Below are 25,530 nucleotides of genomic sequence, written 5' to 3' on the forward strand. Positions count from 1 at the left end.
GCGGATCGTGCCACTGCCACTCTTGGCCGCATCCGCTCGTTCCTGACCCTGGGGGATTCCATGACCACTCCGTACACGCCCGCGTCCGACCGCTACAACATCCTGGCGATCATCGGCTTCATCGCCTCGTTCTTCGTCTCCATCGTGGGCATCGTGCTGGGCTTCATCGCACTGTCGCAGATCAAGCGCACGGGGGAGAAGGGCCGCGGCCTCGCCCTCGCCGCCGTCATCATCGGCTTCGTCGCGATCATCATCACCATCATCTCGTTCGTCGCGCTCTTCTCGATCGCGGCGACCATGCCCTCGACCGGGTACTGATCGACACGCCTCCGAGGCTCGGGGGCGCCCGCACCACCAGGAGGACACCGTGACCGACGACACCGCGCCCGGACCGCAGACCGGACCGGCGCCCGCGCCGTTCGCCCCTCCGCTCGGCGAGCCGTCGGCGGCCTACCCGCCGCCGACGGCCGCCGCCGATCCCTACCCCGGTCTCCCGCCCCGCCGCCCGCCGATGAATCCGCTCGCGGTCGCGGCTCTGGTGTGCGGACTGCTGGGGCTGGCGCCCGCCGCCATCGTCCTCGGCCACATCGGCTTCGCCCAGGCCCGACGCTCCGGACAGCGCGGACGCGGTCTCGCGGTCGCCGGTTTCGTGCTGGGCTACCTCGCGATCGTCCTCGCGGTGATCGCCTACCTCGCCTGGACGGCCTTCGTCGGCGACCTGCGCGACGGCGGGTACCTGCCCGCGTGAGCGGACGGAACCCCTCCGCCGCCGCCGGGGTGCTGGCTAGACTCGCGCCATGAGCGACGACAGCACCCGTCCCGGCCCCGGCTCCGACGAGCAGCACGGCTCCGTCCCGGTCCCGCCGGCCCCGCCCGTCCCCCCTGCTCCGCCCGCTCCGCCCTCGGCCGCGTCGCAGCCGTCGGTGCCGCTCGCCGACTCCGCGCCGCCGGCCTACGGGTCGCCGCCGCCCCCGCCCGCGTACCCCTCGGCGCCCGCCTACTCCTCCGCGCCCGCCTACTCCTCCGTGCCCGGCCACCCCGCCGCCTATGCGGCCGCACCGGCGCCCGTCGTCCCCCGCACGCTGAGCCTCGTCGGGATGATCCTCGGCATCGTCGGCCTGGTCATCACGCTCTTCGCCGCCGGCTTCGGCTTCCTGCTGTCGGCTCCGGCCGTCGTGCTCGGCTTCCTCGGACGCCGGCGCGAGCCGGCCGCGCGCGGCTTCGCGCTGACCGCGATCATCACCGGGTTCGCCGGCATCGCCGTCTCGCTGATCTACCTGGCGGTCTTCCTCGTCTTCGTCGTGGTGGCCCTCGCCGCCGGCACCTCCGGCTACTGAGCCGGCGCGGGCCGCTCGACGCGCTCCGCGAGCAGCGCGCGGTGGCGCCCGGCGATCCGCGTCAGGATCAGCACCGCGCTGCCGGTGCCGGAGAGGCCCAGCCGCTTGCGGAAGCGGGCGGGGTCGACGTCCACCCCGCGCTTCTTGATCTCGAGCACGCCGATGCCGCGGGTGCGCAGCTCCTTCGCCAGCGTGCGCTCGTCCAGCGGCAGCTCGGCGAGGACCCGGAAGCTGCGGAGGAAGGGCGAGGCGGCCGCATGGTCGCCTGTCAGGTAGGCGATGCCGGGCGAGAGCATCCGCGAGTCGCTGGAGCGCGCGAGCTCGCCCAGGAGGCGCGCGCGGATCGCGGAGCCGTCCGGCTCGTGCACGAACGCGCCGAGGGGGCCGACCTCCTCGTCCTCGCTGTCGCCCGCCGCGGTGAGCTCGGAGGAGCCGGTCGCGCCGAGCAGCAGAGCGGAGCGGCGCACGCCCGGGCGCGCCAGAGAACCGAACCAGAGCCCGGTCTCGACCAGCTCCCCGTCGACCGAGACCCACTGCGCCTCGGCGTCCCGCGGCAGGCGCTCGCGGTCGAAGCCGGGACCCACCTTCACGCCCACGGGACGCTGCTCGGCCAGGCCGAACGCGAAGTCGAGCGAGGGGGAGTAGTCGTCCGGATCGTCGAGCCGCCGGGTCTCGCGGTGGCCCGCCGTGCGGCGTGCCGGGTCCAGGTAGACGGCGTCGAAGCCGTCGAGGTCGAAGGTCTCGGCCGTCGAGTGCACGGCGCTCGCCGCGGGGAACGGGGCGAGGTTGAAGCTGGCCAGGGTCGCGGTGACCTCGTCGGCCTCGACGGCGGTGACCGCCAGGTCGATCGCGGCCATCGCGAGGGCGTCGCCGCCGATCCCGCTGCCGAGGTCGGCGACGCGCGCCGCTCCCGCAGCCGCGAACCGGCCGGCGTGCAGGGCGGCGACGCGCAGCCGCGTCGCCTGCTCGAGTCCCGCGTCCGTGAAGAGCATCGAGCGGGCGAACTCGCCGAACTTCGCCTCCGCCTTCTGCCGGAGCCTCGCCTGGGTGAGCACCGCGGCGACGAGGACGGGGGAGTGGCCGGCGGCCCGGAGGCGTGCCACGGCCCGCACCAGGTCGTCGGACCGGTAGCCGTCGAGGGAGTCGAGGAGCCGGAGGCCCTCGGGGGAGAGGAGCTCGACCAGCTCGTCGCGTCGCATCCGGCCATGGTAGGCCACGGCCTCCCCGCGGGTCCGCGCCCTGCTTGGCACTCTGATTGCACGAGTGCCAGCGGAGCCCCTACGATGGATCTAGCACTCTCGGAGCGTGTGTGCCAGAACCGCGTTCCGCCCACATCGTCGTCAAGAAAGAGGTCAACCGTGTCGGTGTCCATCAAGCCGCTCGAAGATCGCATCGTCATCAAGCAGGTCGAGGCGGAGCAGGTGACCGCTTCCGGTCTCGTCATCCCCGATACCGCCAAGGAGAAGCCGCAGGAGGGCGAGGTCGTCGCCGTCGGACCCGGTCGCATCGACGACAACGGCAACCGCGTGCCGCTCGACGTCGCCGTCGGCGACAAGGTGATCTACTCCAAGTACGGCGGAACCGAGGTCAAGTTCGGTGGCGAGGACCTGCTGGTCCTCTCCGCTCGCGACGTCCTCGCGGTCGTCGTCCGCTAGGCAGCATCCCTCGGAAGGGCCCGTCGACCTCGGTCGGCGGGCCCTTCCGTCGTTCCCGGTCCTCCTCGCGACCAGTGGCCTGATCCGACCGCTACGGGGCCGTCCTCCCACCCCGCGCCTGCGTAGCATCGGGGGAGTGACCAGCTCCCGCACCCCTGCCGAGTCCGTCTCGCCGTCCCCTTCGGACGTGCCCGTCGGCGAAGGAGTGGAGGCGCTCGGAGCGGCGGGACGCCCGGGCGGGATGTCCGGCACGGGGCTGCTGTTCGCGTTCTCGGCCTACCTGCTCTGGGGTGCGATGCCCCTCTACTTCATCGCGATGGCGCCGGCCTCGCCGTTCGAGATCGTCGCGTTCCGAGTGCTCTTCTCGCTCGTCTTCTGCGTGATCCTGCTCACGGTCCTCCGTGGCTGGCGCTCCTTCGGCGCGCTGCTGCGCCGCCCCCGCCTGCTCGGAGTGATGGCGATCGCGGGCGTGCTCATCTACGTCAACTGGCAGGTCTACGTGATCGCCACGACCACGGGCCACGTCATCGAGGCGGCCCTGGGCTACTTCATGAACCCGCTGGTCACGGTGCTGCTGGGCGTCCTGGTGCTGCGCGAGCGCCTCCGGCCACTGCAGTGGGCCGCGATGGGCGTCAGCGCGGTCGCGGTGCTGGTCATCGCGGTGGGCTACGGATCCTTCCCGTGGATCTCGCTCGCCCTCGCCTTCTCGTTCGGCCTCTACGGCCTGGTGAAGAGCCGCGTCGGCGGCACGGTGGACGCGGTCGGCGGGCTGACGCTCGAGACGCTCTGGCTGACGCCGCTCGCCGTCGTGCAGCTGGCGGTCGTCGGCTCCACGGTGGGGCTGACCCTGACGACGGAGGGGACGGGGCACGCCCTCATCCTCGCCTCGGCCGGCATCGTCACGGCCGTCCCGCTGCTCCTGTTCGCGGGCGCCGCCCGCCGGCTCCCGCTGTCGATCGTCGGCTTCGTGCAGTACCTGACGCCGTTCCTGCAGTTCCTCGTCGGGGCCTTCGTCCTGCACGAGGAGATGCCGCTCGAGCGCTGGATCGGCTTCGCGCTGGTGTGGGCCGCCCTGGCGATCTTCTCAGGCGACCTCGTCGCCGCGGAGCGCAGACGGCGCCGTTCCTCCGTCTGATCTGCGGAACGCGTCGTCCTGGCGCGGCGCGACAGCGGAATGGTAACGATCCGGTCGCGAAACGTATTGGTAACACCCCTGTATTGTTCACGGCTGCTTCGGAGGTTAGGTTGGCCGAGCGGTTGCCACCGGCGCCGCTCCCACTGACACACACCTCTCAAGGAGCAACATGGGCGTTTACGCGAAGGCCGGCTCGGCCCGCGCGCGGTCCCTCCGGGCAACCCTCGGCGGCGTCGCCATTCTGGGCGCCAGCGCTCTCGTCCTCGCCGGCTGCGCCGGCGGCGGCGACAGCGGATCGAGCGGCGATAGCGGCTCGGGCGACCTGTCCCTCAAGATCGGCACGATCCTCCCGCAGACCGGCACCCTCGCCGTCCTCGGCCCGCCCGAGATCGCGGGCGTCGACCAGGCGGTCGTCGACATCAACGACGCCAAGGCCGGCATCACGATCGACGTGGAGCAGAAGGACTCGGGCGACACCACGACCGACATCGCGACGCAGTCGGCCACGTCCCTCATCGCCGACAACGTCTCCGCCATCATCGGAGCGGCGTCCTCGGGCGTCTCGAAGACCTTCATCGACCAGGTGACCCAGGCGGGCGTCGTCCAGATCTCGCCGGCCAACACCTCGCCGGACTTCACGACCTACGACGACGACGGCTACTACTGGCGCACCGCTCCCTCGGACGTGCTCCAGGGCCGCATCCTCGGCAACAAGATCCTCGGCGACGGCAAGACCAACGTCTCGATCCTGTACATGAACGACGCGTACGGCACCGGCCTCGAGAAGAACATCAAGGAGACCCTCGAGGCGGGCGGAGCATCCGTCGCGGCCGAGGAGATCTTCGAGCCGGCCTCGACCGACTTCAACTCGGCGCTGACCTCGGTCCTCGCCCCGAACCCCGATGCGCTGGTCGTCATCTCGTTCGACGAGATCAAGACCATCGCGGAGCAGCTCTCGGCCAAGGGCTTCGACTTCTCGAAGCTCTACGGCACGGACGGCAACTACGGCGTCATCGGCGAGTCCGACACCAACGTCGACATCGCCGGCGCGCAGTTCACCAACCCGGGCGTCCAGGCGTCCGAGGACTTCCAGGGCAAGCTGCAGTCGCTCGTCGAGTCGCAGGGCAACGACGCGCTGACCGTGTTCAGCTACGCGCCGGAGTCGTACGACGCCACGGTCCTGACCGCTCTCGCCGCGCTCCAGGGCGGGGCGACGGACGGTGCGACCATCCGCGACAACCTCATGTCGGTCTCGGAGGGCGGCACCAAGTGCACGACCTTCGCCGACTGCGCGAAGCTCATCGCCGACGGCGAGGACGTCGACTACGACGGCCTCTCCGGCCCGATCTCGTTCGACGAGAACGGCGACACCAGCGAGGCCTCGGTCTCGATCTACAAGTACGGCACGGGCAACACCACCTCCTTCGAGGAGACCGTCGAGGGTTCGCTGAACTGACGACGCGGTGACGCGGCTCCTGCCGCATCCCTGAGGGGCTCGGTCTTCGGACCGGGCCCCTTCGCCGTTCCCGGAGGGCAGAGGCGGAGACGCGCCGGTAGCGCGGACGCAGCGAGGCGCGGCGGTCGTCCGGGAGGGTGGCCGCTGTCGGGTGCGGGCGGACGGCTCCGCGGCGTCCAGGGCCCGGCATGGCGTCGAGGAGCCACCCGGGAGGAGGAGCGGCTCGGACGGCCTGTACGCGCCTCCGAGCGCCTCTCCCGGCCTCGAGGGGCGCCCTGCCGGACCGCGGGCGGGAGCGACGACGTCGAGCGGGAACGCAGAAGCGCGCGCCCTCCGGAGGGAGGACGCGCGCTCGTGGAGTGCGGAGGACCTAGGAGGCGCGGAGCAGCTCCGCCTCCTGCGCCAGGCGGTACGTGACGAAGGAACGGCTGTAGTTGCGGCGCTTGCCGCCGGTGGTCTCGGCGATGACGACCTGGGCGTAGACGCCGACGACGCGCCAGCGCTCGTAGTCGCCGATCGCACCGGTGCCGAAGCCGGCTCCGAGTTCCACAGGGGCGGGGGTGTAGCTCTTCATGGTCGGCTCCTTCGAGGCGGACGACGCGGCGCTCGAGGCGCTGCGGGGAGGGGAGGAGATCGGCGACCGATCGCGGTCCCTACCGGGGGAGAGGGGAGCGGGACGTCCCCCTGCAGGGCTGTCCCGTGTCCCCAAAACTACGGCAGGCAGGGCGATATCCTGTCCCCCTCGTGGGGGTCGCTGGTGCGGAGAGACTCTCGCTGTCCTGCCCTCGTCCCGCGGACAGGAGACCGAGTGTCCGGCCCGCCGTTCCGCCGACTTCCCGGGGGTTCGGCGGGCATCGCGGAGAGACCGGTGAAGGCGTGTCCGCGCCGGGAGAGCGGCTCCCTCGCCTCCCTTCTCCGGTACCCCGTGCCGGCGCGTCTCCGGGGCGTGAGCCGCCTGCCTTCCCGCCCTGCTCCGAGTGGACTCCGAGCGGCCCGGCGCCCTGCGCGAGCGGCCCCGCCTCCGCCCCGGAGCCGCACCGGCCCCTCGGCCCCGCTCGCGCCCGCTCCGCGCCCCGGGAACGGCGAAGGGCCCGCCGTCCGGAGACGACGGGCCCTTCGCCGCGGGGATCAGCCGCCGACGGTCGGGGTGCTCGTGGTGACCTCGTTGGTCGTCGCGAGCGTGCCCAGATAGAGCTCGATGACTTTGGGGTCGTTCATCAGCTCCCGGCCCGCGCCCTCGTAGGCGTCGCGGCCCTGGTCGAGGACGTAGCCGCGGTCGCAGATCTGCAGCGCCCGCCGCGCGTTCTGCTCGACGATCATGATCGAGACGCCCGCGCGGTTGATCCGCTGCACGTTGACGAACGTCTCGTCCTGCCGCATCGGGGACAGGCCGGCGCTGGGCTCGTCGAGCAGCAGCATCGACGGGTCCATCATCAGAGCCCGCGACATCGCCACCATCTGGCGCTCACCGCCCGAGAGCGACCCCGAGCGCTGCTTGAGCCGCTTGCTGAGCTCCGGGAAGAGCTCGGTGACGAACTCGAGCCGCTCCTTGTACAGCTTCGGCTTCTGGTACATGCCCATCTCGAGGTTCTCCTCGATGGTGAGCGACGGGAAGACGTTGTTGTTCTGCGGCACGAAGCCCACGCCCTTGGACACCAGCTTGTCGGCCTTGAGGCCGGTGATGTCCTCGCCGTTCAGCAGGACGGTGCCCTGGCGGATGTTGACCAGGCCGAACATCGCCTTCAGCAGCGTCGACTTGCCGGCGCCGTTCGGGCCGATGATCCCGACGAGCTCGCCGCGCTTCACGTAGACGTTCGAGCCGTTGAGGATGTTGACCCCCGGCACGTAGCCCGCGTGCAGATCGTGCGTCTCGAGGGTGTTCGGAGTCGTCGTGTCGGCGGTCATCTCTCGTCCTTCTCGAATTCGACGGCCGGGGCGTCGGTCGTCGGGGCGACGCTCGTCGGCGCGGAGGCCGACGGGGACGCCGTTCCGGCCGCCGGAGCGTCGTGGCCGGGCGTCGGGATGCCGGCCTGCTCCGCCTGCCGCTCCACGTCCTCGCGGACGAGGTCGGAGTCCATCTCCTCGGCGATCTCGAGCTGGCCCTCGATCGTGCCCAGGTCGGTGTCGTGGTGCGCGCCGAGGTACGCGTCGATGACGGCCGGGTCGTTCATCACGGTCGAGGGCGGGCCCTCGGCGACGACCTTGCCCTCGGCCATCACGATCACCCAGTCGGCGATCGTGTTGACCATGTGCATGTCGTGCTCGACGAAGAGCACGGTCATGCCCTCGTCCTTCAGGTTCACGATGTGACCCAGGAGCGACTGCGTCAGCGCCGGGTTCACGCCGGCCATCGGCTCGTCGAGCATGACGAGCTCGGGCTCCGACATCAGCGCCCGCGCCATCTCGAGCAGCTTCTTCTGGCCGCCCGACAGGCTCGACGCGTAGTCGTCCCGCTTGGTGTCCAGCTTGAACTTCTCGAGCAGGCGGATCGCGCGCTGCTCGATCGAGTCCTCCTCCTTCGACCACAGCGGGCGGATGAGCGAGGTGAAGATGTTCTCGCCCTTCTGCCCCTTCGCGCCGAGCAGCATGTTCTCGAGCACCGTCATGCCGCCGAGCGCCTTGGTGAGCTGGAACGTGCGCACCATGCCCATCCGCGACACCCGGTAGGCCGGGACGTTGGCGAGGTTCTTGCCCTTGAAGTTCCACTTGCCGGTGTTGGGCTTGTCGAAGCCCGTCAGCAGGTTGAAGAACGTGGTCTTTCCGGCCCCGTTCGGGCCGATCAGGGCGGTGATGGATCCGCGGGGGATCTCGAGGTGCTCGACGTCGACCGCGGTCAGGCCGCCGAAGCGGCGGCTGACGTTGTCGGCGACGACGATGGGGTCCTTCTTCCTGACCCCGGGGACGATTGCTTCCTCGGTGATGTCCGAGACCGGCGTCTTAGGCAAAGTGCAGATCCTTCTTCTTGCCGAAGATCCCCTGGGGTCTGAAGATCACCAGGAGCATGAGGGCTACCCCCACCACGATGAACCGGATGGGTCCGGTCTGCACGGTGGTGAGGCGGATGAGGTCGTTGTTGAGGACCCCGGTGTCGATCCCGAGCGTGAGCAGTCCGTCGGTCAGACCGAGGACGACCCAGAAGATGATCGAGCCGACGACGGGTCCGAAGACCGTCGCGGCGCCGCCCAGCAGCATGATCGTGTAGAGGAAGAACGTGAGCTGGGTGCCGTAGTTGTCGGGCTGGAGCGAGCGGGGGAGGATGAACAGCGCTCCTGCGAGGCCTCCGAGCACGCCGCCCAGGATGAGCGCCTGGATCTTGTACGAGAAGACGTTCTTGCCGAGCGAGCGCACGGCGTCCTCGTCCTCGCGGATGCCCTTGATGACGCGACCCCAGGGGCTGCGCATCAGGAGGAACACCAGGAGGCAGGCCAGGAGCACGAGGCCCCAGCCGACGATCCGCACCCACCACTGGTCCTGGCTGTAGGTGAGGACGCCGATGCCCCAGCGGCCCTCGGGGAGCGGGTTGAGGTCGTTGAACGCCTTCGCCGCGCCGTTGATGCCCTCCGAGCCGCCGGTGATCGCCGAGAACTCGGGGGTCTTGACCGAGAGCCGGATGATCTCCGCCGCCGCGATCGTCACGATCGAGAGGTAGTCGGCCCGCAGCCGGAGCGTCGGGATGCCCAGGATGAGCGCGAAGACGGTCGCCGCGACGATCGTCGCGAGGAAGGAGCCCCAGACGGGCCACTCGAACTTGACCGAGGTGATGGCGAAGGCGTAGCCGCCCACCGCCATGAAGCCGGCCTGTCCGAAGTTGAGCAGCCCCGTGAATCCGAAGTGGATGACCAGGCCGATGGTCGCCAGCGCGTACGCGGCGACAGTGGGATCGACGATCTGCCCGATCGCCAGCCAGATGAAGTTGAGGTTCATGGTGTCCTAGCCGATCCGTTCCTTGCGGCCCAGGATTCCCTGCGGCCTGACCAGGAGGATGATGATCATGAGAACGAGCGGAGCCACGTACTTGAGGTTCTCCGGGATCCAGATCGTCGAGATGTTCATCATCAGTCCGATGATGAGCGAGCCGACCAGCGCGCCGTAGGCGGAACCGAGTCCGCCGAGCGTGATCGCCGCGAAGATCAGCAGCAGGATCGACGCTCCCGTGTCCCAGCGCAGCGACTGGTAGTAGCCGATGTAGACCCCCGCCAGCGCGGCGAGAGCGCCCGACATCACCCAGACGACGCGGATGACGCGCTCGACGTTGATGCCCGAGGCGGAGGCGAGGGCCCGGTTGTCCGAGACCGCCCGCATCGCCTTGCCGATCTTCGTCTTCGTGAGGACGTAGGCCACGGCGACGATGCAGACGACGCCGACGACGGCGCCGACGATGTCGGTGAACTTCAGGCTGATCCCGAGCTCCGGCACCGTGAAGAACGGAGCGGTGCTGTTGGGGAGCGAGAGGCGGTCGGCTCCGAAGAAGAAGACGAACACGTAGCGCAGGGCCAGCGAGAGGCCGATCGTCACGATCATCAGCGGGATGAGCTGGATGCCCTTCTTCCGCAGCGGCTTCCAGAGCAGTCCGTCCTGGACGAAGCCGAAGGCCCCGCCGAGGATCACCGCGATCGGGATGGCCAGCAGCGCCGGGAGTCCGAAGACCCCGGAGAAGAGGTACGCCATCAGTGCGCCGAAGGTGACCAGCTCGCCGTGGGCGAAGTTGTTCAGGCCGGTCACGCCGTAGATCAGCGAGGCGCCGATCGCCGCGAGGGCGATCAGGAGCCCGAAGATCAGGCCGGTGACGACCTTCGGCCAGAAGATGATCCAGAACGTGTCGGCCGACACCGGCTGGTTCACCGCGTTGGACGTGCCGTCGGGGTTCGTCGCGTCGTTGCCGGTCGTGCCCTCGGTCGCGGGGCTGGTCGGAGCTGCGGAGTCCGTCGGGACCGGGACGGTCGCTCCGGAGCCCTTCGGGTTGGCCGTCGAGACGATGAAGTTCACGATCTGGTTCTGCGAGGCGACGATCTTCACCTGCTTCGGGTTCTGACCCGCGGCGGGGTAGCCCTTGTCGGCGGGCAGGGACTCCTCGTCGACGGTCACCGTGTAGGTGCCCGCGGCGTCGAGGGGGAACGTGGCCCGGCCGTCCTCGCCGGTGGTCACGGTCGCGGAGGCGTCGCCGCCGATCTCGACGGTCACCCCCGTCAGGTTCTCGTTCGTCCCCTGCACGCGGACCCAGGCGATGATCGACTGGTCGGCGGTGGTGGCGGCGAGTGCGGCGGGGGCCGCCGCGGCGATCCCGGTGAGGGTCGCGGCGAGCAGACCCAGGGCCAGGAGCCGGTCTCGGAGCCTCGGGCGTCTCCTATCCACGGGGCGCCTCCCGGTCCGTCGGATGCAGGGTCGTCGAGCGCTGGCGGCGCATCGAACGGCTGGCTGTGAGCAAGACGTCTACCTCTCGTCAGGGTGCACAGACGGATGGGGTCTCCGGGCACGCCCGAATCGCCGTCGTCAAACAACGTTGGTTGACCATACGTTCCGCATGTGTCGGCGGTGTTTCACCGTCCGCACTTACGCGTGACGACATTATGAGGGAGAGGAGAGCGCTCCAGTGCCCATCCGCGGCCCGGCGGCCGCGCCGTCGAGGAATACCGCGAGCCTCACGGCGCTTAAGATCGAACAACCGTGGCGCTCGTGAGCGGACTCCTCCCGTCCTCTCCGGGCTCCCGCACTCGACCTGCTAAGGGGCATTGATGGACCAGCCGGATCCCTTCGGATTCCTCGGACTCACCTACGACGACGTCATGCTCCTCCCGGGGCACACCGACGTCATCCCGAGCGAGGCCGACACGGCCTCCCGTCTCACCAAGCGCATCAGCGTGGCGACCCCGCTGCTCTCCGCGGCGATGGACACCGTCACCGAGGCGCGCATGGCGATCGCGATGGCCCGCCAGGGCGGCCTCGGCGTCCTGCACCGCAACCTCTCCATCGCCGACCAGGCCGACCAGGTCGACCGGGTGAAGCGGAGCGAGTCGGGCATGGTCTCGAACCCCGTCACGACCACCCCGGACGCCACCGTCGCCCAGGTCGACGACCTCTGCGGCCAGTACCGGATCAGCGGCCTCCCCGTCGTCGACTCCACCGGCGTGCTCGTGGGCATCATCACCAACCGCGACATGCGCTTCGTCTCGCCGTTCGAGAAGGCGACCACGCTCGTCCGCGACGTGATGACCAGCACCGGTCTGATCACGGGACGCGTCGGCATCCCCGACAGCGAGGTCATCGCCCTCTTCGCGCAGCACAAGATCGAGAAGCTGCCGCTCGTCGACGCGCAGGGCAAGCTCGCCGGCCTCATCACGGTCAAGGACTTCGACAAGTCGGAGCAGTACCCCAACGCCACGAAGGACGACGAGGGCCGCCTCCGGGTCGGCGCCGCGATCGGCTTCTTCGGCGACGCCTGGCAGCGCGCCACCGCCCTGCTCGACGCGGGCGTCGACGTGATCGTCGTCGACACCGCCAACGGCGACTCCGCCGGCGTGCTCGACATCATCCGCCGCCTGAAGTCCGACTCCGCGTTCGCCGGCGTCGACATTATCGGCGGCAACGTCGCGACCCGCTCCGGGGCGCAGGCCCTCGTCGACGCGGGCGCCGACGCCATCAAGGTCGGCGTCGGCCCCGGCTCGATCTGCACCACCCGCGTCGTCGCCGGCGTCGGAGTCCCGCAGGTCACCGCGGTCTACGAGGCGTCCCTCGCCGCGCGCGAGTCCGGCGTGCCGGTGATCGCCGACGGCGGCCTCCAGTACTCCGGCGACATCGCCAAGGCGCTCGTCGCCGGCGCCGACACCGTGATGCTCGGCTCGCTCCTCGCGGGCTGCGAGGAGAGCCCCGGCGACCTCGTGTTCCAGAACGGCAAGCAGTTCAAGACCTACCGCGGCATGGGCTCCCTCGGCGCTCTGCAGACCCGCGGCGAGCGGACCTCCTACTCGAAGGACCGCTACTTCCAGTCCGACGTGCCCACCGACGACAAGCTGATCGCCGAGGGCATCGAGGGCCAGGTGCCCTACCGCGGCCCGCTCGCGAACGTGGCCTACCAGCTCGCCGGCGGGCTCCGCCAGTCGATGTTCTACGTCGGAGCGCGCACCATCCCCGAGCTGAAGGAGCGCGGGAAGTTCGTGCGCATCACGGCGGCCGGGCTGAAGGAGTCGCACCCGCACGATGTGCAGATGGTGGTGGAGGCGCCGAACTACCGGCGCTGAGAGGTCTGGTGGGGCCGGCGGCGGATCGGGATCGCGGCCCCTCTGCCCGATGGGCCTGCGGCCCATACGCCCACCACGCCGGAGGGGCCGCGATCCCGATCCGCCGCCTCCCTCCGGGAGACGAGCGCCGGTCCTCGGCTGAGGGGCGGGGGACGCAGCGCGAGCGGCGCGAGGCGCCGCCGCGACTGCGGGGGGAGGCTTCCGCCTTTGCCGTCGCGGGGGAGTGGTCGTGCACCGCGCGCGAGCGCGACGGAGTGGGGACGGGCTTCCCGCGTTGCAGCGAATCGTGGCGGCGGCCGCGCAGGCTTCACCTGCTGGTGGAGTGCGCCCGCTCGCGTCGATCGCGGCCTGGTGCGGAGCCCGGTGGGAGCGGTGACCGGCGATCCGCGTTCCAGCGGATCGTTGAAGCGCGGACGCAGGACGCTCCGCGGAACGCGATCGCCCGTTCGGGCCGACCGCGGGCGAGCGGCGAGCGGAGCGAGGAGCGAGCCACAGCTGACACCGCTCAGCGGTAACCGGCGATCCGCGTGTGAGCGGATCGGCGTAGCGCGGACGCGGGACGCTCCGCGGAACGCGATCGCCCGTTCGGGCCGACCGCGGGCGAGCGGCGAGCGGAGCGAGGAGCGAGCCACAGCTGACACCGCTCAGCGGTGACCGGCGATCCGCGTGCGAGCGGATCGCCGTAGCGCGGACGCAGGACGCTCTGCGGAACGCGACCGCCCGCTCGGGCCGACCGCGGGCGAGCGACGAGCGGAGCGAGGAGCGAGCCACAGTAAACTCTGCGTCATGGAGATCGAGATCGGGCGCGCCAAGCGCGCCCGCCGCGCGTACGCCTTCGACGACATCGCCGTCGTCCCGAGCCGCCGGACGCGCGACCCCGAGGTCGTGTCGGTGAAGTGGTCGATCGACGCGTACCAGTTCGCGACGCCGATCCTCGCCGCGCCGATGGACTCGGTGGTGTCGCCGGCGACGGCGATCCGGCTCGGGCATCTGGGGGCGCTGGGCGTCCTCGACCTCGAGGGCCTGTGGACGCGGTACGAGGACCCGGAGCCGCTGCTCGAGGAGATCCGCCGGCTTCCGGCCGAGACCGCGACGCAGCGGATGCAGGAGATCTACTCCGCTCCGATCCGCCCCGAGCTGGTGACCGCGCGCCTGGCCGAGATCCGCGCCGCGGGCGTGACCGTCGCCGGGGCCCTGTCGCCCCAGCGGACCGCGGAGCTGTACCAGACCGTCGTCGACGCCGGGGTCGACGTGTTCGTCATCCGCGGCACGACCGTCTCGGCCGAGCACGTCTCGCGCGACACCGAGCCGCTGAACCTCAAGAAGTTCATCTACGAGCTCGACGTGCCCGTCATCGTCGGCGGCGCCTCCACCTACACCGCGGCCCTGCACCTCATGCGCACGGGCGCCGCGGGCGTCCTCGTCGGGTTCGGCGGCGGTGCCGCCTCCACCACCCGCACGACGCTCGGCATCCAGGCTCCGATGGCGACCGCGGTCGCCGATGTCGCCGGCGCTCGCCGCGACTACCTCGACGAGTCGGGCGGACGCTACGTGCACGTCATCGCGGACGGCGGCCTCGGCACCTCCGGCGACATCGTGAAGGCCGTCGCGGTGGGCGCGGACGCCGTGATGCTCGGCTCGGCGCTGGCCCGCGCGACCGACGCTCCGGGCGGCGGCTGGCACTGGGGCGCGGAGGCGCACCACCCGCAGCTGCCGCGCGGCCGCCGCGTCGAGGTCGGCACCGTCGGCACCCTCGAGCAGGTCCTCTACGGCCCGGCGACCGGCGCCGACGGCACGGCGAACCTCATCGGCGCCCTGCGCCGCTCGATGGCAACGACCGGCTACTCCGACCTCAAGGAGTTCCAGCGGGTCGAGGTCGTCGTCGCGCCGTACCAGCCCAGCTGACGCTTACCGACCGAGGCGATCCTGACCGTCGAGGCCACCGCGAACAGCGGGCTCCCTCGACGGCCCGGGGGTCCCTGGACGCGGCGGACGCCGGCGCGGGCCGGCCGGACGTGCTGGCGTCGTAGGCCTCGCGCCAGCCCGGCGGACGACACTGCGGACCCGCGCGCGCGGATCCGGTCTTCCCGGCGCTTCTGGGCGAGAAGCACGTGCTCGGGCGAGCGGCCCCCGAGGAACGCCGGGTCGGTTCGGATCGACGGCGGTCTGCGCGAGATCCGAGACGGCGAGTCCGTCGATCAGTGCGGGTGAGGGCAGACGAGCGCTCCGCGACGCCGTTCCACGTCCGGCTGCCCGGGTCCGTCGCCCCTCGACATTCACGGTCTCCGCAAGAGGCTCGACCAAGGGGCGTCCCGGACCGCCGCCGCCGCCGACTCGCGGAGGACGAAGGGCGCGCTCGAGGTCGCGGCCACGGCGTCGATCCGCGCCCGCTACCGCTCGTCCGCGGAGGCCCCCGCCCACTCGCCGGTCGGCGCGTACCGCGGCGCAGCCGCACGGACTCGTCCGACCGGCGGCACGCCCCGTCTCGACAGATCCCCACTGCACGCTTCCGCCCCCCCTTTCCCTCCCTCCGCTCCTCCTGTGGAGACTCCCCCCACCACCTGTGGGCAGCGAGGGAACGCAGGACCGCCGAGCCGGCCGGGAACCGCGGGATCCCTCGACGGGTCGGGGTTCCCTCGGCAGGAGGGCTCCGCACGCGCCTAAGCTGGAAGTCCCGAGTGGGAGCGCCGCACGGCGCGGAGGGAGCACGCATGGTCGAGGTCCGCAGGGTCAAACTGCCCGGTGTCGGGGTTCTGCACACGTTCCTGACGGCCGACGGCGGCAAGGTCGGCGTCATCGCCCACCGCTCCGGCCACAGCGACCTGATCACGTTCGCCGAGGGCGACCAGGACGGCGCCAAGGTGTCCCTCCGCCTGAGCGACGACGAGGCGCACACCCTCGCCGAGCTCCTCGGCGGCACGCAGATCACGGAGTCGCTGACCGCGCTCGACCAGATCCCGGGCCTCTCGATCGACTGGTTCACCGTCGACTACGACGACCACATCGCCGGACAGCAGCTCGGCAAGCCCGCCGACCGCGGGATCGTCGGGCTGACCGTCGTCGCCGTGGTCCGGGGCGACGCCGCCAATCCGGCGCCGGCCCCCGACTTCCGCGTCTTCCCCGGCGACACCCTCGTGGTCGCCGGCAGCCCCGAGAAGGTCGCCAAGGCGTTCGCGTTCTTCCGCACCGGCAGCTTCGCCAAGACGGTCGACGCCCCGCCCGGAGCCTGAGGATGCACCACGGCGAAGACCTCATCGTCCTCGGCGTCCTGTTCGTCGTCGCCTACGTCCTCGGCCGGCTGGGGAGGACGATCGGGCTCCCGGCCATCCCGATCTACATGGTCGTCGGGCTCCTCGCGAGCCCGAACTTCCACCTCTTCCCGCTCGACTTCGAGTCGAGCTACATCGAGCTGACCGCGGTCTTCGGGCTGATACTCCTGCTGTTCAACCTCGGCCTGGAGTTCGACCAGGACGAGTTCTTCGGGAACGCCGGCCGCCTGATCCTCTCCGGCGGCTCCTACATCGCGGTCAACATGGCCGTCGGCCTCGGCTTCGGCTTCGCGCTGGGCTGGGGGAGCCGCGAGGCGCTGATCATCGCCGGCATCACGGCGACGAGCTCGAGCGCGATCGTCACCAAGCTGCTGATCGAGCTCAAGCGCCTGGCGAACCCCGAGACGCCGATGATCCTGGGCGTCACGGTCGTCGAGGACATCTTCATCGCGGTCTACCTGGCGATCGTGTCCGTGGTGCTCTCGGGCGAGACGGAGCCGTGGCCGGTGGTGCTCAAGCTCGTCATCGCGTTCGCGTTCCTCGTGGTGATGTTCGCGATCGCCCGCTGGGGCGGGAAGGTCGTCTCCCGCTTCTTCCGCACCCGCGACGACGAGCTGTTCACGATCCTGTTCTTCGGTCTCGCCATCCTGTTCGGCGGGATCGGCGAGGTCCTCGGAGTGACGGACGCGATCGGCGCGTTCCTGATCGGACTGGTCATCGGAGCGACGCGGTTCCGGTCGAGGGTCGAGCACATCGCGATCCCGCTGCGCGACGTGTTCGGAGCCTTCTTCTTCGTCAACTTCGGTCTCGGGCTGGATCCCGGCGCGTTCCCGAGCGTCGTGGTCCCGGTGCTGATCGCCGCGGTGATGACCATCGTCCTCAACCTCGGCGCGGGGCAGTTCGTCGCGTGGCTCAACAAGCTCGGACCGCGCGCGGGCCTGAACGCGGCGTTCATCCTGCACAACCGCGGCGAGTTCGCGCTCATCCTGGCGACGCTCTCGCTCTCGGCGGGGCTCGACGAGCGGATCCAGCCCTTCGCCGGCCTCTACGTGCTGATCATGGCGATCGTCGGGCCGATCCTCGCCTCGCGCTCCGAGAGCATCGGCGCGTTCCTCTCGCGGCGGCGGCACCGCCCGGCACCCGCAGCGGCCACCGCCATGGACGAGGAGGACTTCGCGCTCGTGGAGGCGGCGATGGCCGCGCCCGCCGTCTCCGCGGAGGAGGCCCCCGCTCCTCCGAGGCGCCCCGCGGAGCCGGACGAGCTCGACGACGAGTTCCCCGATCCGATGCGCCAGGCGCTCATCGACCAGGCGATGCAGCAGTCCGACGGCGCCGACGACGCCCGGCCCCGCCGCCCGAGGGAGCCCGACTACTGATCCCACGGAGCTCCCACACTCACGGGTTAGGCTCGATCCGGCCCGCGGGACACCGCACGGATCGAGGGCGGACGAGGGACGAATGACGCAGAGCACGGTCGGGCAGGTGGCCCGGCGCCCGCGCTGGATCGCCGCGCTGGCGCTCGCACTCCTGATCGCCGGGCTCTTCGCCGCGCTCGGGCAGTGGCAGGTCGGCCGCGCGGTCGAAGCCGCCGCGCCCGACTCCGGAGTGTCGGAGACGACGCTCCCGCTCGCCGAGGTCGCGACCCCCTCCCGCTCGATCACGGCGACCGCCGACGGACAGCGCGTGGAGGGCTCGTCCGTCTTCGTGCCGGGCGGTGCCGAGATCCTCGGCGGCCGCCTGAACGGCGAGCAGCCGGGCTGGTGGGTCATCGCCCGTACCCGCACCGCCGACGCCGACCTGGTGCTCGCCTACGGCTGGACGCAGGACGAAACGCAGGCTCAGTCCGTCGCGGACGCGCTCAACAGCGGGAGCGAGCAGGCGCCCGCCTCCTTCACCGGCCGCCTCGTGGCCAACGAGGCCGCGGAGGCGCCGGCGGAGGGCCTGGACCCCGCCACCCTCACCGCGCTCTCCGTCCCCGCGCTGATCAACCGCTGGCCGGACCCGCCGCAGGACGTCTACCAGGGCTACGTCGTCGTCGACGAGCCGGTCGCCGGCCTCGGGGCCATCGACTCCCCGGCGCGCGTGAGCGACGTCTCGCTGAACTGGCTCAACGTCTTCTACGCGATCGAGTGGGTCGTCTTCGCCGGCTTCGCCCTCTACCTCTGGTTCCGCCTCGTCAAGGACGCGTGGGAGCGCGAGGCCGAGGAGGCGCTCGACGCCGAGGAGCGCGCCCGCGCCGACCTGGGCGACCGGGCCGAGGCCCCCGCCCCCGCACCGTAAACTGGTCGTCATGCCCCTCGAGCCCAAGCCCGCGCAGTTCCCTGCGATCCGGAGCGCGCTGCGCTTCTACCGGGTGACCTCGATCATCACCGGCGTGATGCTGCTCCTGCTCTGCGCGGAGATGCTGCTCAAGTACGTCTTCCACCTGGAGCTGTTCGCCTTCGGCCAGCAGGGCGTCCTGCACTTCGCCCCGATGTACGAGGTGCCCGGAGGCGAGTTCACGTCGAGCGGCACCGGCGCGAACCTGTCCACCGGCATCCTGATCGCGCACGGCTGGTTCTACGTCGTCTACCTCTTCGCCGACTTCCGCCTGTGGAGCCTCATGCGCTGGCCGTTCACGCGCTTCGTGCTCATCGCGCTCGGCGGCGTGGTGCCCACCCTCTCCTTCTTCGTCGAGACCCGCATCGCCCGCGAGGTCGAGCAGTACCTCGAGCGCCGGACCGCCGGCACCGACCCGAAGACCCCGACCGACTCCGTGGAGGCCCCCCATTAGCGAGCAGCCCACCGCTCCCCAGCCGCACCTGGCCGCGCAGCCCGTCCTCGTCGTCGACTTCGGCGCGCAGTACGCGCAGCTGATCGCCCGCCGGGTCCGCGAGGCGAACGTCTACTCCGAGATCGTGCCCTCCAACGCCACGGCCGCCGAGATCGCCGCGAAGTCGCCCGTCGGCATCATCCTCTCGGGCGGCCCCTCCAGCGTGTACGAGGAGGGCGCCCCGCAGCTCGACCCCGCGATCTTCGACCTCGGGGTCCCGGTCCTGGGCATCTGCTACGGCTTCCAGGTGATGGCGAAGACGCTCGGCGGCGAGGTCGCCAACACGGGGCTGCGCGAGTACGGAGCGACGGATGCCGCCCTCTCGACCGACGGTGGCGTGCTCCTCGGCGAGCAGCCCGCCGACCAGACGGTGTGGATGAGCCACGGCGACTCGGTCGCACAGGCGCCCGAGGGCTTCGAGGTCCTCGCCTCCACGAGCTCCACCCCGGTCGCCGCCTTCGGCAACGACGAGCGCCGCCTCTACGGCGTGCAGTGGCACCCGGAGGTCAAGCACTCCGCCTACGGCCAGGCCGTCATCGAGAACTTCCTCCACCGCGCCGCGGGCATCCCGGCCGACTGGAACTCCTCCAACGTGATCGACGACCAGGTCGCCGTGATCCGCGAGCAGGTCGGCACCGGACGCGTCATCTGCGGCCTGTCCGGCGGAGTCGACTCCGCCGTCGCCGCTGCGATCGTGCACCGCGCCATCGGCGATCAGCTCACCTGCGTCTTCGTCGACCACGGACTCCTCCGCAAGGACGAGCGCCGCCAGGTCGAGGAGGACTACGTCGCCGCGACCGGCGTCCGCCTGGTCACCGTCGACGCGCGCGAGCAGTTCCTCGACGCGCTCGCCGGCGTCAGCGACCCGGAGCAGAAGCGCAAGATCATCGGCCGCGAGTTCATCCGCACCTTCGAGGCCGCCGCCGAAGCGCTCGTGCTCGAAGCGCAGGGCGAGGGCGAGACGATCGACTTCCTCGTCCAGGGCACGCTCTACCCCGACGTCGTCGAATCCGGCGGCGGCACCGGCACCGCCAACATCAAGTCCCACCACAACGTGGGCGGACTCCCCGAGGACCTGCAGTTCGCGCTCGTCGAGCCGCTCCGCACCCTCTTCAAGGACGAGGTCCGCGCGATCGGCCGCGAGCTCGGCCTCCCCGAGGTCATCGTCGGCCGCCAGCCCTTCCCCGGACCCGGCCTCGGCATCCGCATCGTCGGCGAGGTCACCCAGGAGCGGCTCGACCTCCTCCAGGACGCCGACGCCATCGTCCGCGCCGAGCTCACCGCCGCCGGCCTCGACACCGAGATCTGGCAGTGCCCCGTCGTCCTCCTCGCCGACGTCCGCTCCGTCGGAGTCCAGGGCGACGGCCGCACCTACGGCCACCCCATCGTCCTGCGCCCCGTCTCCTCCGAGGACGCGATGACCGCCGACTGGACCCGCCTGCCCTACGACCTCCTCGCCCGCATCTCCAACCGCATCACCAACGAGGTGAGCGGCGTGAACCGGGTGGTGCTGGATGTGACGTCCAAGCCCCCCGGCACCATCGAGTGGGAGTGATTCCGCGGGTCTCCGCACGGTCATCTGCGGCGTTGTCGGCGGTTGCGATACCTCCGGTATCGCGCCCTTCTCCGCCTTGCAGCTGACCGCGCGGAGACCCGCGGAACGTCAGGAACGGCCCCCTTCGAGGGGGCCGTTTCTTGTTGAGGGGAGAGTGTGGGGGAACGAGCCTCTGCGGGGCCGTTCCCGGGTGCAGGTAGAGGGGAACGAGCCCCTGCGGGGCCGTTCCTGGGTGCAGGCAGTGGGGAACGAGCCCCTGCGGGCCGTTCCCGGGGTGCAAAGTCGGGGAACGAGCTCCGGTGGCTGTTCAGGGAACGGGTGGCCGCGGTGAGGCCGGGGGATCGGTCAGGGGCGACCGGTTCCTCGCGAGGCGTATCGAGTGGCGGTCAGGGGTTCGAGGCCCTGCGGGGACGTTCCGGGGGTGCCGGCCGAGAAGCGAGCTCCTGCCGAGTGGTCGGGGAACGCGGGTCTGCGCGGCGGTCCGGGGGCCGGGGCGCAGGCGGAGGGCGGCAGGCGCGCGAGCGCGGGTCAGGCGGGGGTGTCGAGGACACCGATGAAGCGGGTGCCGATGCCGTCGTACTCGTCGCGGCGGTGGCCCTCGGGGTGGTGCGGCCAGGAGGCGGGGGAGTGGTCCTCGCAGACGAGGAACGTGAACTCGGGCCACCACTTCTTCGGGCGGGCGGCCTCGGAGCGACCGCAGACGGCGCAGTCGAGGGTCACCCACACGGGACGCCTGCCGGTGCGGTTCGCGCGCGACTGGACGAGCCAGGCGGGCGGATCCTGCTCGAGGGCGGCGAGCTCCTCCTCCGACAGACGGGTGGGGATGCCGTGCCGCGTCGCCATCTCGAGGGGGATGTCGAGGCGCTGAGCGGCCTCGCGACGCGTGATCATCCGGCCACCCTAACCCAGCGGCGCACGCGGACCCCGAGGCCGCAGCGACGCGCGCGCGAGGAGCCACTCCAGCGGGCCCTGCCCCACGAGCCGCCTCCAGAGGAGAGCGGCGACGATCGAGCCGACCACGAAGACGCCGAGCAGCGCCCAGCTGCGCCACGCCTCGAAGTCGAACGGCTCGTACGGGACCAGGTACACCGCCAGCGCCACGAGCTGCAGCGAGTAGATCGTCAGCGGCATCGCACCGACGGCCGCGATCGGAGTCGCCGCCCGTGCCAGGAGCGGCAGCCGCTGCAGCAGAGCCGTCAGCGCGCCGAGGACCACGCAGGCGACCCCGCCCGCCCCGAGGAGCTCGGCGGTGGTGCTGGCGTGCGCCTCCACCGCCTCCGGACCCCCGAGCAGCAGCCCGCCGCCGTAGCCGAGCACGGCCGAGACGGCGCCGCCGACGACGACCCAGCGCTGGGTGGTCGCGGACCGGATGTCGCAGCGCGCGATCAGGAGGCCGAGCACCACGTACGCCAGCCACGACGGCACCGGGTAGTACTGGGTGAACCAGATGAGGGGCTGCGCGGCCAGGAGCGCCTCGTCGGGCGACAGGGTCGAGAGCCAGGAGCCGCCGGCGCTGGTCAGCGCGTCGACCGCGAGGGGCCCGGCGATCGCCGCGGCCGCGACCAGCACAGCGAGGACCGCCCGCGGCAGGAAGAGCAGCAGCGCCGCGACGAGGAACATCACCCCGTAGTGCGGCAGGATCACCGCGATCGGCGTCCCGAGCAGGGTGAGGGCGACGCCGATGACGAGCAGGTACAGCCCGCGGAGCAGGATCGATCCCGTGTCGTGCCAGGGCCGCGAGGAGCGCTGTGCTCCGCCCGTCATCAGCCCGATCGACACTCCCGCCAGCACGGCGAAGAGGACGGAGCTGCGGCCGTTCCAGAGCATCTCGCTCTCGACGGGGGCGAGGTGGGCGGCGAACATGCCGAGGACGGCCAGGCCGCGTGCGACGTCGAGGCCGACGATCCGGAAGTCTGCGGCGCTCATCCCTCCATCGTGCCAGGCGCTCCCGGCAGTGCACCGGGAACGGCGGTGGGGCCGGGAACGACGACGGGCGCCCGACCCGGAGGTCGAGCGCCCGTCGGACGTGGTGCGCCGTGCTACTCGCGGAAGATCGCGACGAGGCGCAGGATCTCCAGGTACATCCAGACGACGGTGACCAGGATGCCGTAGGCGCCGGTCCAGCCGTAGATGCGGGGGAGGCGGTTGCGCACGCCCTGCTGGATGAACTCGAAGTCCATCACGAGCGAGTACGTGGCGAGCGCGACGGCGATGAGGCCGATCACGATGCCGATGAAGCCGGTGCGGAGACCGAAGCCGCCGCCGACGCCGAAGAGGCCGAGGCCCAGGTTCACCAGCGAGAACACCGCGTAGCTGATCATGCCGATGAAGAAGATCTTGTTGAGCTTCGGCGAGGTGCGGATCTTGCCGTTCATGAACAGCGCCAGGGTGACGCCGATCACGATGACGGTCGCCATGAGGGCCTGGACGACCGCTCCGGCGTACGCGCTCTCGAAGAACTTCGAGATCGCGCCGACCGCGATGCCCTGGGTCGCGGCGTAGCCGAGGATCAGGGCGGGCGACGGCTGCTTCTTGAACGCGTTGACGATGCCCAGCACCAGCGCGACGAGCACGGCGGGGAGCATCAGGCCCGGGACGAACCAGCCGACGGCCGCACCCGCGAGGAGCACGACGAAGGCGAGGGCGGTCTTGGCGAGGGTGTCCTCGACGGTCATCCGGTCGGTCTCGACGGAGCCGGCGGCCGGACGGGAGTACATCTGGTCGAGCGTGCCGGGGGAGACGTCCGGGAGGTCCTGCACGCGGCCGGCGTAGCCGCGGTTGCTGAACTCCGGGCGTCCGAAGGCCGGATTGTTGCTTGCCATGGTTCCTCTTCTCTCAGGTGCGCTGGTCTCCGAGGGAACTCGCGGATCTGAGTCGCTGTGGGTGCGGGGTGCGCCGCGGATCCGAGAGGACTGCGACGATGGACACCACCATATCTGAGAGCACCTCTCAGAGTCTGGCTGTTCTCTTCGAGCGGACCTCGACTCCGCTGCGAGCCGCGCAGTGCCGCCCGTAGGATCGCGGCATGCCCGCGCGTCAGTCACCGCTCGTCATCGGCCACCGCGGAGCGAGCGGCTACCGACCAGAGCACACCCGCTCCGCCTACGAGCTGGCGATCGCGCTGGGCGCCGATGCGCTCGAGCCCGATCTGGTGGCGACCCGCGACGGCGTGCTCGTCCTCCGCCACGAGAACGAGATCTCCGGCACGACGGACGTCGAGAAGCGCCCGGAGTTCGCTGCGCGCCGCACCACCAAGCGGATCGACGGCCGCGAGATCACCGGCTGGTTCACCGAGGACTTCACCTGGGACGAGCTGTCGGAGCTGCGGGCCCGCGAGCGGCTGCCGGCGGTGCGCAGCTCCAGCGCCACGTTCGACGGCCAGTTCCCGCTGCTGCGCTTCAGCGAGCTGCTGGCGCTGCTGGACCGGGCGGCGGAGGACGATCCGCTCGCTCCGCCGGGGCTCGTCGCCGAGATCAAGCACGCGACGTACTTCGCCGGGATCGGGCTGCCGCTGGACGTGCTGCTGCGCGAGGAGCTCGCCGCCGCGGGCTGGGGTCCGCGCGACCCGCGGCTCACGATCGAGAGCTTCGAGAAGACCGTGCTGGAGCGGCTCGCGGTGAGCGGAGTCGGCACCCGCCGGATCTACCTGCTCGAGTCGCGCGGCGCCCCGCCCGACCTCGTGGCCGCCCACGGCGCCGACGCGGCCCCCTACTCCGCCTTCACCACGCCGGCGGGACTGCGGAACCTCGCCGGAGCCGTCGACGGGATCAGCGTCGACAAGAGCATGCTCTTCTCGCGGGACGCGGCCGGCCGGGCGACGGGGACCGGTCCGCTCGTCGAGGACGCGCACGCGGCCGGGCTCGAGGTCTACTGCTGGACGCTGCGCGCCGAGAACCGGTTCCTCGAGAAGGTGCACCGCCGCGGGAAGGACCCGGCGGAGTACGGCGGCTGGCAGGAGGAGTTCGCGATGATCCTCCGCTCGGGAGTGGACGGCGTCTTCGCCGACCAGCCCGATCTGGCGATCGAGGCGCGGGCGGCCGAGCAGGAGCGCCTGCTCCGCGGCTGACCGGTCCGCCGATCGGGTTCTCGTCCGGCGCGTGCCGAGCGGACGCGGAGGCTGCGCTGGCATCATCGGCTCACCACCGCCCGCCCGACCCTCGAGAGGAGGCCCCGTGTCCACCCGAGAGCGCATCACCCGCCGCTGGATCACCACCGCCGTCCTCGCCGTGATCGGCGTCGCCGTCGTCTACTGGCTCGCCGTGCTCACCCCTCAGGGCCAGGGCGTCGAGAACTCGGGGCTCCGGGGCGCCGACCTCGTCTTCGGCCGGGCCACCGGCGCCGCCGCGGGGGCGCTCGCGGACGTCACCCCGCTCTCCATGGTCGTCGGCGCCCTGCTCGTCGCGGCGATCGCGCTGATCCGGAGGCGCCCGGCGCTGGCCGTCGCCTCCGTCGGCTCGATCGTCGTCACGGCCGGGCTCACCCAGCTGCTCAAGAACGTGGTCCTCGAGCGGCCCGAGCTGGTCGACACCGACTCCTGGTACACCGGCGGCAGCTTCCCGAGCGGGCACACCGCGGCGGCCGTCTCGGTGGTCTTCGCCCTGGCGATGGTCGTCCCCGGGCGCGCGCGGACCGTCGTGCTCGCGCTGGGCGGCGCGGTCGTGGTGCTGGTCGGCAACCTGACGATGGCCGCCTCCTGGCACCGGGCGAGCGACGTCCTCGGGGCCGACCTCGTCGCGCTCGCCTCCGCCTCCGCCGCCTGCGCGTGGCTGACCACCAGGGCCCAGGTGGGCCGAGCGCCGAAGAGGCCCGCGCGGCGCGGGGTGAACCGGCTGCTCCTGGTGTGCTCGGTGATCGTGGTGGTGCTGCTCGCGGCTCTCGCCGTCCAGGGCATCCAGTACTACCCCGACGACACGAAGGACCTCACCGCCTTCGCGCTCCTGCAGCTCCTGGCGGTGTCGACGTCGGCGCTCGCCGTGCTCGGCTTCTCCCTCGCGTGGCGCGGACTGGACGTCGGTGGGGCGCTCACCTCGCCCGCGCCGCGTCAGCGGACCGCCTGACCGCTCCCGGTGTCGGAGG

The 25,530-nt window shown here is 71.3% G+C and carries 24 protein-coding genes; 15 read left to right on the top strand and 9 right to left on the bottom strand.

The window, feature by feature from the left end:
* Positions 1–60 precede the first annotated feature (60 nt).
* The 3 genes from GTU71_RS00540 to GTU71_RS00550 are packed head-to-tail and all read left to right on the top strand — an operon-like array spanning position 61 to position 1,337.
* Entirely contained in the window at positions 61–318 is a 258-nt protein-coding gene (locus GTU71_RS00540; RefSeq protein WP_104225014.1) for a DUF4190 domain-containing protein, read from the top strand.
* Positions 319–367: 49 nt separating this feature from the next.
* Positions 368–748, top strand: a complete 381-nt coding sequence (locus GTU71_RS00545; RefSeq protein ID WP_104234159.1) for a DUF4190 domain-containing protein — start codon at positions 368–370, stop codon at positions 746–748.
* Between the two features lie 49 nt (positions 749–797).
* Positions 798–1,337 (top strand): DUF4190 domain-containing protein, encoded by a 540-nt coding sequence (locus GTU71_RS00550; protein WP_159939083.1) that lies wholly within the window; start codon positions 798–800, stop codon positions 1,335–1,337.
* On the opposite strand, the gene GTU71_RS00555 is transcribed toward GTU71_RS00550, so the two are convergent.
* Entirely contained in the window at positions 1,331–2,536 is a 1,206-nt protein-coding gene (locus GTU71_RS00555) for an SAM-dependent methyltransferase (protein ID WP_159939084.1), read from the bottom strand. The genes GTU71_RS00550 and GTU71_RS00555 overlap by 7 nt on opposite strands.
* Positions 2,537–2,695: 159 nt before the next feature.
* On the opposite strand from GTU71_RS00555, the gene groES reads away from it, so the two are divergent.
* The 3 genes from groES to GTU71_RS00570 all read left to right on the top strand — a co-directional run bounded on the left by groES (position 2,696) and on the right by GTU71_RS00570 (position 5,583).
* The gene (gene groES, locus GTU71_RS00560; RefSeq protein ID WP_097167691.1) at positions 2,696–2,992 is read left to right on the top strand and encodes a co-chaperone GroES; all 297 of its coding nucleotides are present in this window, start codon (positions 2,696–2,698) and stop codon (positions 2,990–2,992) included.
* A gap of 241 nt (positions 2,993–3,233) precedes the next feature.
* Complete coding sequence (rarD, locus tag GTU71_RS00565; RefSeq protein ID WP_104224726.1) at positions 3,234–4,127, top strand: EamA family transporter RarD; 894 nt, start codon at positions 3,234–3,236, stop codon at positions 4,125–4,127.
* A gap of 169 nt (positions 4,128–4,296) precedes the next feature.
* Positions 4,297–5,583 carry an ABC transporter substrate-binding protein gene (locus tag GTU71_RS00570; RefSeq protein WP_104329666.1) on the top strand — a complete coding sequence of 429 codons (1,287 nt, stop codon included), beginning with the start codon at positions 4,297–4,299 and terminating at the stop codon, positions 5,581–5,583.
* Between the two features lie 370 nt (positions 5,584–5,953).
* Here the strand turns inward: GTU71_RS00570 and GTU71_RS00575 are convergent, their stop codons facing one another.
* From GTU71_RS00575 to GTU71_RS00595, 5 genes are all read right to left on the bottom strand, one after another.
* Positions 5,954–6,157, bottom strand: a complete 204-nt coding sequence (locus GTU71_RS00575; RefSeq protein WP_104234164.1) for a hypothetical protein — start codon at positions 6,155–6,157, stop codon at positions 5,954–5,956.
* Positions 6,158–6,711: 554 nt separating this feature from the next.
* Positions 6,712–7,488: an ABC transporter ATP-binding protein gene (locus GTU71_RS00580; RefSeq protein ID WP_104224729.1), complete on the bottom strand. Its 777-nt coding sequence runs from the start codon at positions 7,486–7,488 to the stop codon at positions 6,712–6,714.
* The gene (locus GTU71_RS00585) at positions 7,485–8,528 is read right to left on the bottom strand and encodes an ABC transporter ATP-binding protein (RefSeq protein ID WP_104251056.1); all 1,044 of its coding nucleotides are present in this window, start codon (positions 8,526–8,528) and stop codon (positions 7,485–7,487) included. Before GTU71_RS00585 ends, GTU71_RS00580 begins: the two co-directional genes overlap by 4 nt.
* Positions 8,521–9,507 carry a branched-chain amino acid ABC transporter permease gene (locus GTU71_RS00590; RefSeq protein WP_104224731.1) on the bottom strand — a complete coding sequence of 329 codons (987 nt, stop codon included), beginning with the start codon at positions 9,505–9,507 and terminating at the stop codon, positions 8,521–8,523. Before GTU71_RS00590 ends, GTU71_RS00585 begins: the two co-directional genes overlap by 8 nt.
* Positions 9,508–9,513: 6 nt before the next feature.
* Positions 9,514–10,935: a branched-chain amino acid ABC transporter permease gene (locus GTU71_RS00595; RefSeq protein ID WP_104224732.1), complete on the bottom strand. Its 1,422-nt coding sequence runs from the start codon at positions 10,933–10,935 to the stop codon at positions 9,514–9,516.
* Positions 10,936–11,315: 380 nt separating this feature from the next.
* On the opposite strand from GTU71_RS00595, the gene guaB reads away from it, so the two are divergent.
* The 7 genes from guaB (at position 11,316) to guaA (ending at position 20,454) form a co-directional block, all read left to right on the top strand.
* Positions 11,316–12,818, top strand: a complete 1,503-nt coding sequence (guaB, locus tag GTU71_RS00600; protein ID WP_104315142.1) for an IMP dehydrogenase — start codon at positions 11,316–11,318, stop codon at positions 12,816–12,818.
* A 786-nt stretch (positions 12,819–13,604) separates the two neighbouring features.
* Complete coding sequence (locus GTU71_RS00605; RefSeq protein WP_104224734.1) at positions 13,605–14,723, top strand: GuaB3 family IMP dehydrogenase-related protein; 1,119 nt, start codon at positions 13,605–13,607, stop codon at positions 14,721–14,723.
* Positions 14,724–15,529: 806 nt separating this feature from the next.
* The gene (locus tag GTU71_RS00610; RefSeq protein WP_068256939.1) at positions 15,530–16,048 is read left to right on the top strand and encodes a TrkA C-terminal domain-containing protein; all 519 of its coding nucleotides are present in this window, start codon (positions 15,530–15,532) and stop codon (positions 16,046–16,048) included.
* 2 nt (positions 16,049–16,050) lie between these two features.
* Entirely contained in the window at positions 16,051–17,463 is a 1,413-nt protein-coding gene (locus GTU71_RS00615; RefSeq protein WP_104234167.1) for a cation:proton antiporter, read from the top strand.
* A gap of 82 nt (positions 17,464–17,545) precedes the next feature.
* Positions 17,546–18,367, top strand: coding sequence for an SURF1 family cytochrome oxidase biogenesis protein (locus tag GTU71_RS00620; protein WP_159939085.1), 822 nt, complete (start codon positions 17,546–17,548; stop codon positions 18,365–18,367).
* A 10-nt stretch (positions 18,368–18,377) separates the two neighbouring features.
* On the top strand, positions 18,378–18,860 hold the full coding sequence (locus tag GTU71_RS00625; protein WP_104234169.1) for a DUF3817 domain-containing protein: 483 nt from the start codon (positions 18,378–18,380) through the stop codon (positions 18,858–18,860).
* A gap of 28 nt (positions 18,861–18,888) precedes the next feature.
* Positions 18,889–20,454, top strand: coding sequence for a glutamine-hydrolyzing GMP synthase (gene guaA / locus GTU71_RS00630; RefSeq protein ID WP_104227304.1), 1,566 nt, complete (start codon positions 18,889–18,891; stop codon positions 20,452–20,454).
* Positions 20,455–20,982: 528 nt separating this feature from the next.
* Here guaA and GTU71_RS00635 read toward each other — a convergent pair.
* From GTU71_RS00635 to GTU71_RS00645, 3 genes are all read right to left on the bottom strand, one after another.
* A complete protein-coding gene (locus GTU71_RS00635; RefSeq protein WP_104224739.1) occupies positions 20,983–21,345 on the bottom strand; it encodes a hypothetical protein in 363 nt (120 codons plus the stop codon).
* A gap of 9 nt (positions 21,346–21,354) precedes the next feature.
* Positions 21,355–22,380 carry a DUF418 domain-containing protein gene (locus tag GTU71_RS00640; RefSeq protein WP_159939086.1) on the bottom strand — a complete coding sequence of 342 codons (1,026 nt, stop codon included), beginning with the start codon at positions 22,378–22,380 and terminating at the stop codon, positions 21,355–21,357.
* Between the two features lie 113 nt (positions 22,381–22,493).
* On the bottom strand, positions 22,494–23,276 hold the full coding sequence (locus GTU71_RS00645) for a Bax inhibitor-1/YccA family protein (RefSeq protein ID WP_104224741.1): 783 nt from the start codon (positions 23,274–23,276) through the stop codon (positions 22,494–22,496).
* 203 nt (positions 23,277–23,479) lie between these two features.
* Between GTU71_RS00645 and GTU71_RS00650 the strand changes: the two genes are divergently transcribed.
* A complete protein-coding gene (locus GTU71_RS00650) occupies positions 23,480–24,520 on the top strand; it encodes a glycerophosphodiester phosphodiesterase family protein (RefSeq protein WP_104224742.1) in 1,041 nt (346 codons plus the stop codon).
* Between the two features lie 106 nt (positions 24,521–24,626).
* Positions 24,627–25,511: a phosphatase PAP2 family protein gene (locus GTU71_RS00655; protein ID WP_104224743.1), complete on the top strand. Its 885-nt coding sequence runs from the start codon at positions 24,627–24,629 to the stop codon at positions 25,509–25,511.
* Positions 25,512–25,530 lie beyond the last annotated feature (19 nt).

It is taken from the genome of Rathayibacter sp. VKM Ac-2762, assembly GCF_009866585.1.
Lineage (GTDB): Bacteria > Actinomycetota > Actinomycetes > Actinomycetales > Microbacteriaceae > Rathayibacter.

Excerpts from the sequence above, each read along its gene's own strand:
- GTU71_RS00540 (WP_104225014.1), top strand. The coding sequence starts at position 61 with ATGACCACTCCGTACACGCCCGCGTCCGACCGCTACAACATCCTGGCG.
- GTU71_RS00550 (WP_159939083.1), top strand. The coding sequence starts at position 798 with ATGAGCGACGACAGCACCCGTCCCGGCCCCGGCTCCGACGAGCAGCAC.
- GTU71_RS00555 (WP_159939084.1), bottom strand. The coding sequence starts at position 2,536 with ATGCGACGCGACGAGCTGGTCGAGCTCCTCTCCCCCGAGGGCCTCCGG.
- rarD (WP_104224726.1), top strand. The coding sequence starts at position 3,234 with ATGTCCGGCACGGGGCTGCTGTTCGCGTTCTCGGCCTACCTGCTCTGG.
- GTU71_RS00570 (WP_104329666.1), top strand. The coding sequence starts at position 4,297 with ATGGGCGTTTACGCGAAGGCCGGCTCGGCCCGCGCGCGGTCCCTCCGG.
- GTU71_RS00575 (WP_104234164.1), bottom strand. The coding sequence starts at position 6,157 with ATGAAGAGCTACACCCCCGCCCCTGTGGAACTCGGAGCCGGCTTCGGC.
- GTU71_RS00580 (WP_104224729.1), bottom strand. The coding sequence starts at position 7,488 with ATGACCGCCGACACGACGACTCCGAACACCCTCGAGACGCACGATCTG.
- GTU71_RS00590 (WP_104224731.1), bottom strand. The coding sequence starts at position 9,507 with ATGAACCTCAACTTCATCTGGCTGGCGATCGGGCAGATCGTCGATCCC.
- guaB (WP_104315142.1), top strand. The coding sequence starts at position 11,316 with ATGGACCAGCCGGATCCCTTCGGATTCCTCGGACTCACCTACGACGAC.
- GTU71_RS00605 (WP_104224734.1), top strand. The coding sequence starts at position 13,605 with ATGGAGATCGAGATCGGGCGCGCCAAGCGCGCCCGCCGCGCGTACGCC.
- GTU71_RS00610 (WP_068256939.1), top strand. The coding sequence starts at position 15,530 with ATGGTCGAGGTCCGCAGGGTCAAACTGCCCGGTGTCGGGGTTCTGCAC.
- GTU71_RS00615 (WP_104234167.1), top strand. The coding sequence starts at position 16,051 with ATGCACCACGGCGAAGACCTCATCGTCCTCGGCGTCCTGTTCGTCGTC.
- GTU71_RS00620 (WP_159939085.1), top strand. The coding sequence starts at position 17,546 with ATGACGCAGAGCACGGTCGGGCAGGTGGCCCGGCGCCCGCGCTGGATC.
- GTU71_RS00625 (WP_104234169.1), top strand. The coding sequence starts at position 18,378 with ATGCCCCTCGAGCCCAAGCCCGCGCAGTTCCCTGCGATCCGGAGCGCG.
- GTU71_RS00635 (WP_104224739.1), bottom strand. The coding sequence starts at position 21,345 with ATGATCACGCGTCGCGAGGCCGCTCAGCGCCTCGACATCCCCCTCGAG.
- GTU71_RS00640 (WP_159939086.1), bottom strand. The coding sequence starts at position 22,380 with ATGAGCGCCGCAGACTTCCGGATCGTCGGCCTCGACGTCGCACGCGGC.
- GTU71_RS00645 (WP_104224741.1), bottom strand. The coding sequence starts at position 23,276 with ATGGCAAGCAACAATCCGGCCTTCGGACGCCCGGAGTTCAGCAACCGC.
- GTU71_RS00650 (WP_104224742.1), top strand. The coding sequence starts at position 23,480 with ATGCCCGCGCGTCAGTCACCGCTCGTCATCGGCCACCGCGGAGCGAGC.